Source organism: Pseudomonas sp. Mn2068 (assembly GCF_049319725.1).
Taxonomy (GTDB): Bacteria; Pseudomonadota; Gammaproteobacteria; order Pseudomonadales; family Pseudomonadaceae; genus Aquipseudomonas; species Aquipseudomonas gingeri.
Genome location: NZ_JBMOUG010000005.1, coordinates 87,833 through 100,878, shown reverse-complemented (window position 1 = coordinate 100,878; position 13,046 = coordinate 87,833). Strand labels below are relative to the sequence as shown.

Here is a 13,046-nt window from a genome sequence, read left to right as displayed (position 1 = left end):
CCATGACCAAGAAAATTACGCCCGATCCACCGACTGCTGGCAAAGTCCCAAACACCCACGACAAGGATGTGTTCCTGTGTCAGATCCTCAACGACCCTTCGAGGCCTGACGAGTCGGAATTGGCGAACGCACCGCGTTTACTCGATACCCTCACGTTCACATGTTCCAAGCCTGTTACGCCGCAAGCCCCGGATAAACCCTCACTGTTCGCCATCCAACCGGGCATCAATGCCCAGGAGGCACTGACCTACGTTTCCCATCTGCTCGAAGCGGCAGAACTCAACGGTGATGAAATCAGCCTGCACGCCAATCCCGTCGAACGGGCATTGTTCTGGAACATGCTGCACTCGGTGGAGGTGGCGCGTGCGGTAGTGGATGCGCTGCTTGAGGGCTCTTCCTCGTCTGATCAGGCATTGCCCGAGGGCTGATATCCCTCTCCATAGGAAGCCATCATGAGTACTCGACTTTCCCCCGTCGTTTCGGAGTTCGAGACAGAAGAGCAGGCGGCCAGTTATGACCGTTGGTTTCGTGCCAAGGTGCAGGCGTCGCTTGATAATCCGGGTCCTGGCATTCCGCATGACCAAGCGATGGCTTTAGTGCAAGCGGTTCTGGACGAACGCAGGTCGGCTCGTACGAAGCGCTCGCTGGACTAAAAGACCGCCAGTGACCTGGTGGAATCGTTGATTATATTGAGTCGCACAACTGTCCTTATATACGAAAAGGGAGCAGATTTACTTTCGCGATTATTATAGACGCGAAAGTAAAACTGCCCCCTTTTTCTATTGATATCAGCTGTAGTCCTTAAACGTCTTGTCCTGCCATTCGCCGGAGTTGGGGTTGTACACTTTGTCCGGTTTCTGCACTGATCCCGAGGCTCCAGATCCTGTGTAACCCCTTTGGATCGAGGTGATTCCGCTTATTGGGACTTCATTGATCTGGCCGCTGTAGGTCGTCGATTCAAGAAAGGCCTTTCCTGCCAGGGTGTCCACATTCCTCAGCTTGCCCTGTATGCATTGGGACGACATGGCTCCAGGAAATTGCCCCCAGATACGAAGGTATTCACCAGTAGGAATACTGTTAAGTTCTTCAGCGAAATTGCTCATTCTGGTTCCCTCAGAAAGTTATAAAAATAAGCAGGTGCCTGGAAAATATAATCGCTCGATTTTTGGTTGTTAGAATTTTTGATATTTTTGCATATAGCGTTTTATTTTTTGTTGGATGCTGATTATGTGCTATGGGGCGTCTCGATACCTGTAGATGGTTCGCGTGGTGGTGTTTTTCGAGGCGTGTTTATATGTTTAGTTGTTTGTAGCGTTGGGTTGTTTATTGAGCTTTGTTGGTAGGGGCGCCTGTTTCTGTGATTCAACAGCCTGCGCCAAACCAGCTGAAGCTCATCAGCGCCAATGAAATATTTGTTAGTTGTTCCGAATCGCTACGACACGGACCATGGTTCGGAATCAACGGCAATCATGCTATTTCAACACGAGGGAAATCTGTTCCATGCATCAGAGAAAACGCTCACCGCGGCATGCTGTCATCCACAGTCTGTGCGGCATGAGCCTACGTACGGCAGGTGCTGTCGCAATCACCCTGGCGACCCTGGGCGGCGCACAGGCGGCCACTCCCGCCACCGATACCATCAAGGCGTTCAAGTTGTGCACGGGGGTGGATAACAACTCGCACGTGCTGGAGGGAACCATCGACCAGAGCATGCGCAACGGCGTGACAGCTATTCACTTCAAGCAAACCCCGGCACATGCTTCCTATGATTGGCATAAGGACCCGGAGCCCCAGTACGTGATGACGTTGTCCGGCACCCTGGCGTTCGTGACCCGAACCGGCGAGAAGTTCACCCTGCATCCGGGGGAAGTGCTGGTCGCCGAAGACAATACCGGCTCAGGACATCGCTGGAAGCTGGTTGACGATCAACCCTGGCGGCGTGGGTATGTGGTCCTGAAACCTGGTGCGCCGGACTCGTTTATCCCGGACGATGCTGTCGCCGCGAAAGTGTGCAAGGCGCTTTAATCGCGTCATCGCATTCCCCTGGATTGCTTGTTTCAAGGCCGCTTCGCGCCCCAGCGCGGTGGTGCAGCGTTCCGACACAAATTGTTCACAGGAATCAACGCACGTATGATCGGTTCGAGTCGCTGAGACTCGCCCCTTCAAAAGGACAAGAGCATGGAAAAGCACTTCGGTAATTCAGGCCTGTTCAAGGCTGCTTCGTATCACTGCAACGAATCCCTGGATGGCGGCATCGCCGACTGGGAGCTGAAAAACAGTGCGCTGAATACGAAGGAGTTTTTGATATGTCCAAAGAATTACTCGGAGTTTTTGCTCTAGGGCTGATGGTAGTAGGTGAGTTTTGTGCAATCTACAGCGAGGTGGTCACTGCCAGGCTTGCCCAGACGGGCAGCGGTTCAGGGGAGGCTTTCATACTTCCGGTCGTGCTGATGTGCTTCGCAGGCCTTTGCTTGCTGGGTGCCTATTGGCTGGGTTATGTGGCTGTCGGTGACATCTGGATCGTCACTGTGGTTTCCGTGACTTCGTTGCTGATTCTTGAGCCGATCGTGGTCTGGTCCCTGTTCGGTGAGGTACCGGGGCGAGGTGCACTGATCGGGTTCTGCCTGGGGGCTCTGGGAATGCTTTCCACAGTGATGCTGTAGTTGCACGTTCTGGCCTGGCTGTTGGATGCTGGGCCGGGGCCAGCCCGCCCTTGGTGCTACAGTCTCGCTCCCTCCACGCATCATCGGACAAACCCAGGCCAGGTAATCCAGGCAGGTTTCCTTATCCATTCATACAGGTGCAGCCATGCAGAAGACCCCTCCCGAAGGCTTACCCATTTATCGGATCCTGACAGGCAAGGATGACGCGTCATTCTGCCATCGAGTGTCTGAAGCCCTTGCCCTGGGCTACCAGCTTTATGGCTCGCCAGCGGCAACGTTCAACGGCGAGTTTGTGGTGGTGGCGCAGGCTGTCATCTGGCCGGGCAGGTAGGTTTCCTGTCGGACAACAGGCCCCGGGCCGTTCGCCGGGCCTTCTGTATCGGGCAGGCATGAAGCCGCTCGAAAGACCGGGTCGCTACTCCACGGTGCAGACCCAGCGATGGTTGTGCCGGTAGGGGGCCCGGGTAAACGCAACGTCCGCTACCAGTATCATGCCGCGTTCTTGCAGCGCTTCGGTCAGTTGTACGAGTGTCTCTGCTTCGATAGTCATTGCTGTTACCTCGTCAGACTGACTGCGTTCATAATTCCTGACCAGGAGGACAGGCGGCTAATTCAATTTTTCTACCTCGGCGATACAGGCCTCCTTGATCTGGCAGGGCTTTTATCGGTTCGACGCTTGGCTAGCCCGATGACGCTTGCACGCGGACGTATCTCGGAATACTGTATGGATAATCAGTATAGAGATAGATCCCATGCAGCTTATCGCCAAGCTCGGCATCCTCGCCGATGCCGCCAAGTACGACGCTTCGTGTGCCAGCAGCGGCGCACCCAAGCGCAGCTCCCGTGGCCGTGAGGGGATCGGTGCCACCGATGGCATGGGCATCTGTCACAGCTATACCCCCGACGGCCGCTGCGTGTCGTTGCTCAAGGTGCTGCTGACCAATTTCTGCCTCTACGACTGCCAGTACTGTGTCAATCGCCGCTCCAGCAATGTGCCCAGGGCGCGTTTTACGCCGGAGGAGGTGGTGCGCCTGACCCTCGACTTCTATCGGCGCAATTGCATCAGCGGGCTGTTCCTGAGCTCGGGCATCATCCGCTCGGCCGACTACACCATGGAGCAGTTGGTGCGGGTGGCGCGTTTGTTGCGTGAGGAGCACCAGTTCCGGGGCTATATCCATCTCAAGACCATTCCCGACGCCGATCCCCTGTTGATCGAGGAGGCGGGACGTCTGGCGGATCGCCTGAGTGTGAATATCGAGTTACCCACCGAGGCGGGCCTCAAGCTGCTGGCGCCGGAGAAGCAGTTGATCACCATTCGCCAGGCCATGGGTACCATCCACCGCGGCCAGCAGGCGGTGGCCGGCGAGGTCAGGGCGCCGCGCTTTACCCCGGCGGGGCAGAGCACGCAGATGATCGTCGGCGCCGATGCCAGCGACGATCGTACGATCCTGCGCAACTCCGAATCGCTCTATCAGGGTTATGGCCTGAGGCGGGTCTACTACTCGGCGTTCAGCCCGATTCCCGACAGCCCCAGCAGCGTGCCTCTGGCTGCGCCGCCGCTGTTGCGCGAGCACCGCTTGTACCAGGCCGATTTCCTGATGCGCGGCTATGGCTACAAGGCCGGTGAGCTGTTGACCCAATCCACCCACCTGGCACTGGATATCGACCCCAAGCTTGCCTGGGCACTGGCCAACCGCGAGGTTTTCCCGCTGGATGTGAACCGCGCCGAACCGGCGTTGCTGGCGCGTATCCCGGGGATCGGCCTGCGCAGTGTGCAACGGCTGGTGGCGCTGCGTCGCGAGCGGCGTATCCGCTATGACGACCTGATCCAGATGCGTTGCGTGCTGGACAAGGCCCGGCCCTTTATCGTCACCAGCGACTATCGGCCACCCCAGGCGGAGATGCGCAGCGGCCTGTTGCGGGTGCGCCTGCGCGAGCCTCAGGCACCGTTGCAGATGGGGCTGTGGGGATGATCGCGCTGGACTGTGACGACGACTTCGGCACCTGGCGCGATCAGGCCCGCAGACTGCTCGGCCACGGTATCGATCCGGTCGATGTGACCTGGACGCAAGGCCCGATGGATGATCTGCTGGCCGTGCCGACACCGTTGCCGGCGGGGCCGGGGCTGTTCTGCGCGCGAGTCCCGGCGGTCCTGTTGGCCCAGCTCGAACAGGCCGCGCGCTATCGTGGCGAGCAGCGCTGGAGCCTGCTCTACGAGGTGCTCTGGCGGGTTGCCCACGGCGACCGTACCGCCATGCTCGCCGGCGACCGCCTGGGCAGCGAACTGCAGCGGCGGATCCGACAGGTCAGCCGCGAAGCCCATCACCTGCATGCCTTCGTGCGTTTCGTGCCATTGCCCGAAGCGCTCGCCGAACGGCTGCAACTGGATCTGGTGGCCTTTCACGAACCGGCCCACGACATCCTGGAAAGTGCCAGCGGCCATTTTGCCGAACGGTTGGGCCGGCAACGCTGGCTGATCGCAACTTCCCGCGACGGCATCCGTTTCGATGGTCAGGTCCTGGACTATCGACGCCGTTGCCCCGAGGAGTGGCGGCAGTGGGCCAGCCATGCCGACGATCCGGGCGCCGAGTTGTGGCTGACCTATTACCGGCACATCTTCAATCCGGCCCGGGTCAACCCCGATGCGATGCGCCAGCACATGCCCGGTCGTTTCTGGCGGCACCTGCCGGAAGGACCGCTGATTCCACGGTTGGTGGGCCTTGCCCGACAAGGCAAGCAACGCGATGGGCAGGCGCAGGAAGTGGGCCAGCAGAACGGCAAGCGGATTGCGGTCGGGGAGGGAATGACTGGGCAGTAAGGTTGCGTAAGCGGCCATTTCAGTTTCGACTGGAGCGCCTACAACGATCCGCATCGTCGCTACTGAGTTCCTTTCGACGAGCGTCCGACAGCCCCGGGTCATACGGGGTTGTCGGATCATGGCCGGAGCCGGCTTGAGACTCAGCCCAGGGACGTCCTCTGGGTCTGGCTTCGGTCCCCGATCAGACACAGCACTAGCGAAAGCACGATCGCTCCGATGCTCACATTCATCCATGGAGTGATCTGCTCATCCAGCAACAACGCAGACCACGCAATCCCCGCCGCCAGTGCCGCGAAACTGGCAAACGAAACGTATATCCCACCTGCCCGTCGTACCAGTTCGAAGAAGGACCAGACCTCGACTGCGGTGACGATCACCAGTAGTGCCACTTCCGATCCATGCTGGACGAGGTCCTGGTAGCCCACTTCCGACGTCGATGTAAAGAACAATGGGAGTGCCAACAACGCAGCCAGCACCGACTCATAGGCGGCCATGGTGAACACCCCCAGACCTTTCGGCCAGGCCGCGGCGACGTACAGGTTGTACAGCGCGTAACTCACCGGGACCCCGATGGCCACCGCCAGCCAAAAGCGGGACGATCCCTGCGGAAGCGCTGCACTGGGCAGCAGGAGCATCATGGCTGCACCAATACCCAGTGCGGCACACAGCACATGCCAGAACGTGACCGTTGCCAGACGAAGCAGAAAGCCCAGGCAAATGCAGAAAACCGGTGTGCTTGTAACGATCAGGGTAAGCAAGGTCGAGTCAATGTAAGGCGCCACCACCAGTTCGAGCCAGATAGGGAATGCATAGCCAAGTACACTGCAGATGATCAGGAAGACCCACCATGACCGGTTGGTGCGCCACGAGCTGCGTGTGACGACCATCATTGCCAGGAACGCGATGGCCACACCGACCAGCGTCGGGAACAGGATCAGGTCTGCATGAACCCCGACGCTGGTGATTTTCTTGACGAGTACGAAGTGGAGCCCCCAGGTGCTGCCCATCAAGGCCAGCAGTAGAAAATTGATGTAGCGCGTCAATTCGGTATCTCCCTTTTAAATGAAACTCGCGGTTCGGCATCATCCATGCGCGACGGTTTGAGCTTGTAAGGATGGGGGAACTGATCCAGCCATCACGGTATAGGCCATCTGCTCCGGCGTGAGGCCTGGAGATTCTTCTTGCCCCCAGCATTCATGTGAGGCGATCGCTTCAGTGATCGTAAGGTCATCCATGCAGTCGGAAAGCGACAGCGACTTCACGACAGCGAACACTCTCAGCGCCGGGACATCCTGCGGGTACGCCAGAATGTGAGCGTTCAGCGTTGCCAGCCATGTTGCCGAGTTCACCAGGACCAGGTCTTTCACCTGCTGACGCATGGCTTGATGGATTTCGTCCATCGTGTAGCTTTTGCTGGAGCATAGATGATAGGTGCTTGTGGCTGTCGAGGGGAGGCTCGCCGGGTTTACTACGCGGGAGGCAATCTGGCCCGCGATGCGATCCGCCGGGCAGACTTCCAGCTGCATGGGCATGATCGGAAATTGTCCGATTCTCTGGCAGACACTCAAGAACTGGAAGACGTAGTCATTGCTGGCTTCACCCACGTTCGTGGTACTGCCCCACAGGCGACCACAGCGATAGATCGTTGCCTTGAGGCCCTCAGCCCGGAGCTGCTCCAGCAACATTTCGATCATCCATTTGCTTTGCAGATAACCGGAGGCCACGCTATCCACTTCCGCCATTTTGGTGCTGGGGGATAGGTGCGCGAGACGCGGTTTGGTGTCAAACAAGGCAAGAGATGAGACAAAGTGGAAGCCGGCGCCGCTTGCAAGAGCCAGGTTGATGAGGTTCAGGCTTCCGAGGACGTTGGTCGTCATCAGCTTCGAATAGGGTGACAACATATGGGTATCGGCGGCGCAATGCACGATATCGGCGACGCTGTGTTGCAATGCGTGCAGACAATCCTCGTCCAAGCCCAGTTGGTCGAGGTTCAGGTCACCCACGATGACATGCAGTCTTTGCCGCTCTTCATGGCGCACGTTAAGCGTTTGCATCAGTTTTCGACGAAGGGCTTCGGGGCTTTCAGCGGTCGAACTGCGAACCAGGCAGTGGATTGGACGTAGCGTTCTTTTCAGCAGGTCCTTGACCACGTGGCGTCCGAGCAGCCCCGTAGCACCTGTCACAAGAATGCCTTCTGCGATACGAGTGGAAGGGGGCGTGCCGACCCGGAGCAACCCCTTGAGCCGATCGAGTTCCGCATCGCGCCAGTCGCGGAAGTGTCGGGCCCTGTGTTGTACATGTACCGATTTACCGGCGTCGGTGAGAATCGTGCGCAGGCTCGCACAATGGTACAGCGTCGATACCGGCCATTCCCGACCGCTGTGCCGTTCCAGAAAGACAGCCAATCGCACGATCTCCAGTGAGTCGGCGCCATTCTCCGCCAGGCTGGCATCCCAGTTCAGTTCGCGTGCGCCCAGTATCGAGCGTATGCCTGCCATGAGCTCGCTTTCTGGTTGTGGGTCGAGATCGGCGTTCTCCCTTGTCCTGGCCATGGCGGTCGCGAGAGCCCGCACCCTGTTGTAATCGATCTTTCCAGCGAGAGTGCGCGGCATTTCGTCGAGCAGGACGAAGCTGTTCGGAACCATATAGGACGGAAGATCCAGGCTCAGCTGGTGACGCAAGTCAGTTTGTGTCACCTCGATACCAGGCATCAGTTGCACGGCGCACAGCAGCTTGGCATTGCTACCTGCGTCGGTCATGAGCACACAGCAATCCGACACTTCGGGCAGCGTTCGGACGATCGACTCGACTTCACCCAGGCTAATCCTGAAGCCCTGGCGTTTCACCACATTGTCCATGCGGCCGTGATACTCCAATGCGCCGTCGGCACCGATGCGTCCCAGATCCCCGCTCTTGTAATAGCGATGCTGGCTTCGATCGCTCTCGACCCGGATGAAGAATTTCTCATCGGTCATTTCAGGGCTGTTCAGGTATCCGGTGGCCACGCCCGGACTGGATATGCATATCTGCCCCATGCCCCCGAGCGGTGCCGGCCGGTCAAACCGGTCGAGCAAGACAATCCTGCTGCCGGCAATGGGGCGACCGATGGAGATAGCGTTTTTTATCTCGTCCCCGGCATAGGGCTGTCGCACGCGCTGGAGGGCTGTGACAACCGTCGTCTCGGTTGGGCCGTAGGAGTTGATCAGGTGTGGACGAGGTGGCGGGAGACGGAACCAGGCGTGGATATCGGATTTGTAGAGTGCTTCTCCGCCAATGACAACCAGATTGACGCTGGGTGGAAAGTGGAGGTTCTCCGATAGGCAGGCCAGACTGAGCTCTCGCCAGTAGCCGGTGGGCAAGTCCAGGAAAGTGATGCGTTGTTCATGCACGAACTGCAGAAACCTGGCAGGTCGCAGATCGACCTTCGAATCACGGATAATCAACGTTCCGCCGGCCATCAGGCAGGGATAGATTTCCTCAACGGAGGCGTCAAACGAGACGGTGGCAAATTGCAGGACCCTGGCATGACTCGTGAGATTGAAGGTGTGCCTGGCAACGCTGGCGTAGTACGAAAGCGATGAGCGTGAAACCATCACTCCCTTGGGGCGTCCGGTTGTGCCTGAGGTGAACAGCACGTACCCGCAACCCGAGTTGCCTTCGGATTCGGTTTCGGCTATCGAGCGAATCCTTGTTATTACCGCATCGCCCTCAATGATCCATCCCGCCCGAGCATCCTCGAGCATCAGTTTGCTGCGCTCGGCTGGCAGTTCGAGGTCTATTGGAATGTAGATGGCATCCAGCGAAAGCAACGCCAGCGCGGCAATGATAAAACCGCTTGAGCGTGGCAGGCGTAGTGCGACACGGCTGCCGGCGGTTACCCCCTCGCGTGCCAGCTCTGTGGCGAGCTTGCGGGCCTGCGCCGATAACTGTCCGTAACTGATCGTTGTGCCGGCATCACAAATGGCTGCTTTTTCAGGGTTCCGACCTGCATGGCTCTCGAATGCCTCCAGCACATCCTGATCCACGACGCCCTGCAGTTTGCCCAGCAACTCGGCGTTCGACTGTACAGGTCTTGCGAACTCCACAAGCTGTTGTGGAGTGAGATGATTGTCACTCTGAAGAGCCATCGCGATGGCCAGCAGCGCATCGAGGATCTCGTGAGCCAGGTCTTTTTCAAGCACCTGCCTGTCGAACAACAATTCGACCGAGGCTTCGCGGACATTCATCTGCAACTGGGCGGCACCGAACAAGCCCTGGCATTGCTCGGTGTCCGACCAGGCCCGTACCTGCCAGGGCGCGTGCTGTGCGCCGGACATGTCGTTCAGGGCTTTTCTGCAATCAGCACGAAGTGCGCTTGCCGATGCCAGCGGATCCACATTCGGGCAGTCGAGATGCCCTGCGCGAGAGACGACAACGCTGCTCACTTCTTCCGCCCAGTTGGCGTACCAGCAAGCGGCTACCAGCCAGGCGGTGAGCAGGCTGGCCTCGAATTCGGCGCCGGTCGTGCCCACGGCGTCCGCTCGCTCCAGGCTGACCGCTGCCTGGCTCACTGTCGAACTTTCGCTTTCCACGCCAGGCACTTGTGTATCGCGCACCGAATCTGTGTGTTCGATTTCATCGAATGTCATCTCTTATAGTCCTTTATGTTTTCGGCTCAATGACAGTTATTTCAGTGCTTGCTGGATAACCAGGCAGAGATGATCGATTTGTTCCTGATTGATACACAGCGGGGGCGCGATCTCGATCGTCGGATCGTTGCGGGTGTAGTACAGGGAGGTGATCACGCCATGGTTCAACAAACGATCGCGAATCACCGCGACTTCTTCCGTCGTGGCGGGAGCCGGGGAGTCAGGTGACTTCAGGTGGATGGCCTGGAGCAGGCCCGTCCCGGTGAGGCCGGAGACCTTTGGATGTCCTGCGAACAAACCATGCAGCCTGTCTTTCAGGTAGACACCCATGGACGAGGCGTTCCCGAGCAGTTGCTCGTGGTCGAGAATCCTGATGTTTTCCAGCGCGGCCGCGGCCGCGGCTGGACGACCACCGAAGGTGGCGCCATGGGTGAACATGCTGTCGTTGCCCTGGGCGAAGGCAGAAGCGACACGTTCGCTGACGATTGTCGCCCCGAGGGAGTCGTATCCACTTGTGAGGCCTTTGGCGCAAACGATGATGTCTGCTTCTAGACCATAGTGTTCAGCGCTGAACCAACTGCCCATACGCCCGAATCCGGTAATGACTTCATCGACGATCAACAGGGCGCCGGTCTCCTCGCGCAGCCTGCGCAGCCCATCAAGATACTCGGTGCCGGGCGTCACCATGCCGTTGCTGGTTTCGATGGTTTCCAGCAGTACGCCTGCGACATCCTTGCCACGACCTGGGGTGGCCTTCAGGAGGTCATTGAAGGGATCATTGCTGTCGTGCATCGAAGGAATGGTCGCGGTCATGGGCAGAAGTGGACCGAACTCTTCTTTCAACGATGCAAAACCGCAGACCGACAGCGCGCCCAGCGTAACGCCGTGGTAGGCATGATCGCGGGAGACCAGCCATTTGCGTTGGCTTTCACCACTCTTGACGGCAAAGGCCCGGGCAATTTTCAGCGCGGTCTCTACTGCCTCCGAGCCGCTGTTGGTGAAGAACACCCGTGCATTGGCGCCGACGACGGGGGACGCCAGGTTTGCCAGGGTCTGAGCCAACTGGGTGGAATAGGGGTTGGAAAAACTGAACGGAGAGCAGAATGCTAGCGTCTTGGCTGCCTGGCTGGCGGCATCGACAATCGAGTCACGGCCATATCCGACATTCACACAGTACGCACCGCTGATGGCGTCCATATACTGGCGGCCCTGCGAATCCGTTACGTAGATGCCTTGTGCCTTGACCAAGGACGAGGGAAAAGCATCGGTCTTGCCAAGTTGATCGGAAGGGAAGAAGTGCAGCCAGGTATTGTCGTGTTCAGACAGGGACTTTTCTACAGGCATGGGGAATCCTTGCGCTTGTTATGCAAGCGCTTGTGTCATCAGGTTTCGGTGAGCGCGCGATTGATGGAGGATCAACTGCGCGCCACGTGTTATTAGTTGTAGTACGCGCCGTTGTTGCCGGCTTTGATATGGGCCGCAGTAAAGGGTGGAAGGCGAATCAGTCCATGTTCTGACGAAGTGCTGGCGGCCAAGGGATCAGTGAGGAATAGTTTTCCATCGCCCTGAAGATTGATTAGAAGCTCCTGAGCAGAGAAAAGATGTTCTGTCTGACCGGAGGCGACATGATTCGAAAGTTTAAGGTCCGAGCTTGTCAGTTCCGTGGAGTCAGCGGTTGTGCCTGTCAATATCTGATGGTCAAGCTCCAGCCCGAAAATATCCTGGTAAATCATCAACTCTACAAAACCGCGCAATATATGAGGCGCGGCATCATCACCAAAGCGATCCAGGGCATGGGATATAAGGTTGTCAAGAACCCAGCGACCATGTGCCTGGTCGACCGAAGTGTGAACGTCGAAGTAGTGACAGTCGACTTTTCCGCTGTAGATTTCGCGAACGGATTCACCCAGTTGTTTCTGCCATACAATGAAGCACGCTTCATTGCGGAAGAATGCGCCCAGGTAACGCAGGAACTTACTTTTATCGTGGCAGATCTGGTAGGTATAAGCCGAGACCAGCATGTTGCTGGTGAGGAAGTGGTCCTGGTAGGCATCCGGTGTATCGCTCAGACCAAGATCCACCATCGTCTTCTCATACAAATGGCTGTGTTTGTCCTCAGGGACGCCATTGCCCATCTCGTCCTGGTAGACCCGCAGCAAATGAGACTGCAAGGTGCCGAACGCGCCTGTTGCGTAAAGTCCCATCGGCGCGCCTTCGATAAGGAACTCGATCGAGAACTGCGTCAACAGGCTCCTCATCAGTGCCTGGCCGTTTGGGTCGTTGAGGATGTAGGAAAGCGTAGGGTCAAACTCGCCATTCTTGAGTCGACCAAACTCCTCATCCAGCTGTATGCCGAAGAACGACTTCAACTGCTCTGCCGAAACCGAGAAGTCGACTTTATCCAGTTGCGAACTGATCGGTGCAAATACGACGGCTTCGAGGGTTCTCAGCTCATCCAGGGCTTTCTTGCTTTTATCACGACCATATCGTTCGTCGAGATGCTGCTGGATGTCTCCTTCGATTTCCTTGTTCAGGAATAGCATGTCCTGTTCGTAGCAACCAAGCAGGCGTTTCACATTTTTATTCATGCGAGCGCCCAGGAGTTCCTCTGTTGCAAGATTGAGTTTTACAGTTTTCCCATTGGGGAGCGGATAGGAAAGATGGATAGCATTGTCCAGAAGCTTCATAGAGATCCTTTCATTTTATAGGCGAAACTTTTCCTGCGCTTTATTCCGGCGCAAGTTTCAAGCTAATTGGCGTTGTAGATATTGCACCCGCAAGTAATGACATTCGCTGAGTTGAATCTCGGCGGGAAGTCGATGCGAATAGATTTCAGGCATCCATAAGATGCCGCAGTGCGGAGGGATCAGGTACGGTTGTTCCAACTAGGAAGTGTTGCTGAATCGCGTTGCGATGGGGGAATCATGAGGCGATGAA

General features: G+C 57.5%; 14 protein-coding genes. 8 read left to right on the top strand and 6 right to left on the bottom strand.

Features of this window, described 5'->3' with window-relative positions; genetic code table 11:
• The first annotated feature begins 2 nt into the window (after nucleotides 1–2).
• Both ACL9RJ_RS13555 and ACL9RJ_RS13550 read left to right on the top strand, forming a co-directional pair.
• A complete protein-coding gene (locus tag ACL9RJ_RS13555) occupies nucleotides 3–428 on the top strand; it encodes a hypothetical protein (RefSeq protein ID WP_017129124.1) in 426 nt (141 codons plus the stop codon).
• Nucleotides 429–452: 24 nt separating this feature from the next.
• On the top strand, nucleotides 453–653 hold the full coding sequence (locus tag ACL9RJ_RS13550) for a hypothetical protein (protein ID WP_017129125.1): 201 nt from the start codon (nucleotides 453–455) through the stop codon (nucleotides 651–653).
• A gap of 135 nt (nucleotides 654–788) precedes the next feature.
• Here ACL9RJ_RS13550 and ACL9RJ_RS13545 read toward each other — a convergent pair whose 3' ends face one another.
• A complete protein-coding gene (locus tag ACL9RJ_RS13545; protein ID WP_017129126.1) occupies nucleotides 789–1,103 on the bottom strand; it encodes a hypothetical protein in 315 nt (104 codons plus the stop codon).
• 397 nt (nucleotides 1,104–1,500) lie between these two features.
• Between ACL9RJ_RS13545 and ACL9RJ_RS13540 the strand changes: the two genes are divergently transcribed.
• The 4 genes from ACL9RJ_RS13540 to ACL9RJ_RS13525 all read left to right on the top strand — a co-directional run bounded on the left by ACL9RJ_RS13540 (nucleotide 1,501) and on the right by ACL9RJ_RS13525 (nucleotide 2,994).
• Nucleotides 1,501–2,025, top strand: coding sequence for a hypothetical protein (locus ACL9RJ_RS13540; RefSeq protein ID WP_042936844.1), 525 nt, complete (start codon nucleotides 1,501–1,503; stop codon nucleotides 2,023–2,025).
• Between the two features lie 153 nt (nucleotides 2,026–2,178).
• Complete coding sequence (locus ACL9RJ_RS13535) at nucleotides 2,179–2,340, top strand: hypothetical protein (protein WP_017129128.1); 162 nt, start codon at nucleotides 2,179–2,181, stop codon at nucleotides 2,338–2,340.
• Between the two features lie 5 nt (nucleotides 2,341–2,345).
• Entirely contained in the window at nucleotides 2,346–2,663 is a 318-nt protein-coding gene (locus ACL9RJ_RS13530; protein WP_017129129.1) for a hypothetical protein, read from the top strand.
• 145 nt (nucleotides 2,664–2,808) lie between these two features.
• Nucleotides 2,809–2,994, top strand: coding sequence for a DUF1737 domain-containing protein (locus tag ACL9RJ_RS13525; RefSeq protein WP_017129130.1), 186 nt, complete (start codon nucleotides 2,809–2,811; stop codon nucleotides 2,992–2,994).
• Nucleotides 2,995–3,078: 84 nt separating this feature from the next.
• On the opposite strand, the gene ACL9RJ_RS13520 is transcribed toward ACL9RJ_RS13525, so the two are convergent.
• Entirely contained in the window at nucleotides 3,079–3,213 is a 135-nt protein-coding gene (locus tag ACL9RJ_RS13520; RefSeq protein WP_017129131.1) for a hypothetical protein, read from the bottom strand.
• A 202-nt stretch (nucleotides 3,214–3,415) separates the two neighbouring features.
• Between ACL9RJ_RS13520 and ACL9RJ_RS13515 the strand changes: the two genes are divergently transcribed.
• Nucleotides 3,416–4,636: a putative DNA modification/repair radical SAM protein gene (locus tag ACL9RJ_RS13515; protein ID WP_017129132.1), complete on the top strand. Its 1,221-nt coding sequence runs from the start codon at nucleotides 3,416–3,418 to the stop codon at nucleotides 4,634–4,636.
• Complete coding sequence (locus ACL9RJ_RS13510; RefSeq protein ID WP_017129133.1) at nucleotides 4,633–5,481, top strand: TIGR03915 family putative DNA repair protein; 849 nt, start codon at nucleotides 4,633–4,635, stop codon at nucleotides 5,479–5,481. Before ACL9RJ_RS13515 ends, ACL9RJ_RS13510 begins: the two co-directional genes overlap by 4 nt.
• A 140-nt stretch (nucleotides 5,482–5,621) precedes the next feature.
• On the opposite strand, the gene ACL9RJ_RS13505 is transcribed toward ACL9RJ_RS13510, so the two are convergent.
• From ACL9RJ_RS13505 to ACL9RJ_RS13490, 4 genes are all read right to left on the bottom strand, one after another.
• The gene (locus tag ACL9RJ_RS13505; protein WP_017129134.1) at nucleotides 5,622–6,524 is read right to left on the bottom strand and encodes a DMT family transporter; all 903 of its coding nucleotides are present in this window, start codon (nucleotides 6,522–6,524) and stop codon (nucleotides 5,622–5,624) included.
• Between the two features lie 39 nt (nucleotides 6,525–6,563).
• Nucleotides 6,564–10,109 carry an amino acid adenylation domain-containing protein gene (locus tag ACL9RJ_RS13500; protein ID WP_017129135.1) on the bottom strand — a complete coding sequence of 1,182 codons (3,546 nt, stop codon included), beginning with the start codon at nucleotides 10,107–10,109 and terminating at the stop codon, nucleotides 6,564–6,566.
• A 36-nt stretch (nucleotides 10,110–10,145) separates the two neighbouring features.
• Nucleotides 10,146–11,453, bottom strand: a complete 1,308-nt coding sequence (locus tag ACL9RJ_RS13495; RefSeq protein WP_177118433.1) for an aspartate aminotransferase family protein — start codon at nucleotides 11,451–11,453, stop codon at nucleotides 10,146–10,148.
• 92 nt (nucleotides 11,454–11,545) lie between these two features.
• Complete coding sequence (locus tag ACL9RJ_RS13490) at nucleotides 11,546–12,796, bottom strand: iron-containing redox enzyme family protein (protein ID WP_017129137.1); 1,251 nt, start codon at nucleotides 12,794–12,796, stop codon at nucleotides 11,546–11,548.
• Between the last annotated feature and the right edge of the window lie 250 nt (nucleotides 12,797–13,046).

Excerpts from the sequence above, each read along its gene's own strand:
- ACL9RJ_RS13555 (WP_017129124.1), top strand. The coding sequence starts at position 3 with ATGACCAAGAAAATTACGCCCGATCCACCGACTGCTGGCAAAGTCCCA.
- ACL9RJ_RS13550 (WP_017129125.1), top strand. The coding sequence starts at position 453 with ATGAGTACTCGACTTTCCCCCGTCGTTTCGGAGTTCGAGACAGAAGAG.
- ACL9RJ_RS13545 (WP_017129126.1), bottom strand. The coding sequence starts at position 1,103 with ATGAGCAATTTCGCTGAAGAACTTAACAGTATTCCTACTGGTGAATAC.
- ACL9RJ_RS13540 (WP_042936844.1), top strand. The coding sequence starts at position 1,501 with ATGCATCAGAGAAAACGCTCACCGCGGCATGCTGTCATCCACAGTCTG.
- ACL9RJ_RS13535 (WP_017129128.1), top strand. The coding sequence starts at position 2,179 with ATGGAAAAGCACTTCGGTAATTCAGGCCTGTTCAAGGCTGCTTCGTAT.
- ACL9RJ_RS13530 (WP_017129129.1), top strand. The coding sequence starts at position 2,346 with ATGGTAGTAGGTGAGTTTTGTGCAATCTACAGCGAGGTGGTCACTGCC.
- ACL9RJ_RS13525 (WP_017129130.1), top strand. The coding sequence starts at position 2,809 with ATGCAGAAGACCCCTCCCGAAGGCTTACCCATTTATCGGATCCTGACA.
- ACL9RJ_RS13520 (WP_017129131.1), bottom strand. The coding sequence starts at position 3,213 with ATGACTATCGAAGCAGAGACACTCGTACAACTGACCGAAGCGCTGCAA.
- ACL9RJ_RS13515 (WP_017129132.1), top strand. The coding sequence starts at position 3,416 with ATGCAGCTTATCGCCAAGCTCGGCATCCTCGCCGATGCCGCCAAGTAC.
- ACL9RJ_RS13510 (WP_017129133.1), top strand. The coding sequence starts at position 4,633 with ATGATCGCGCTGGACTGTGACGACGACTTCGGCACCTGGCGCGATCAG.
- ACL9RJ_RS13500 (WP_017129135.1), bottom strand. The coding sequence starts at position 10,109 with ATGACATTCGATGAAATCGAACACACAGATTCGGTGCGCGATACACAA.
- ACL9RJ_RS13495 (WP_177118433.1), bottom strand. The coding sequence starts at position 11,453 with ATGCCTGTAGAAAAGTCCCTGTCTGAACACGACAATACCTGGCTGCAC.
- ACL9RJ_RS13490 (WP_017129137.1), bottom strand. The coding sequence starts at position 12,796 with ATGAAGCTTCTGGACAATGCTATCCATCTTTCCTATCCGCTCCCCAAT.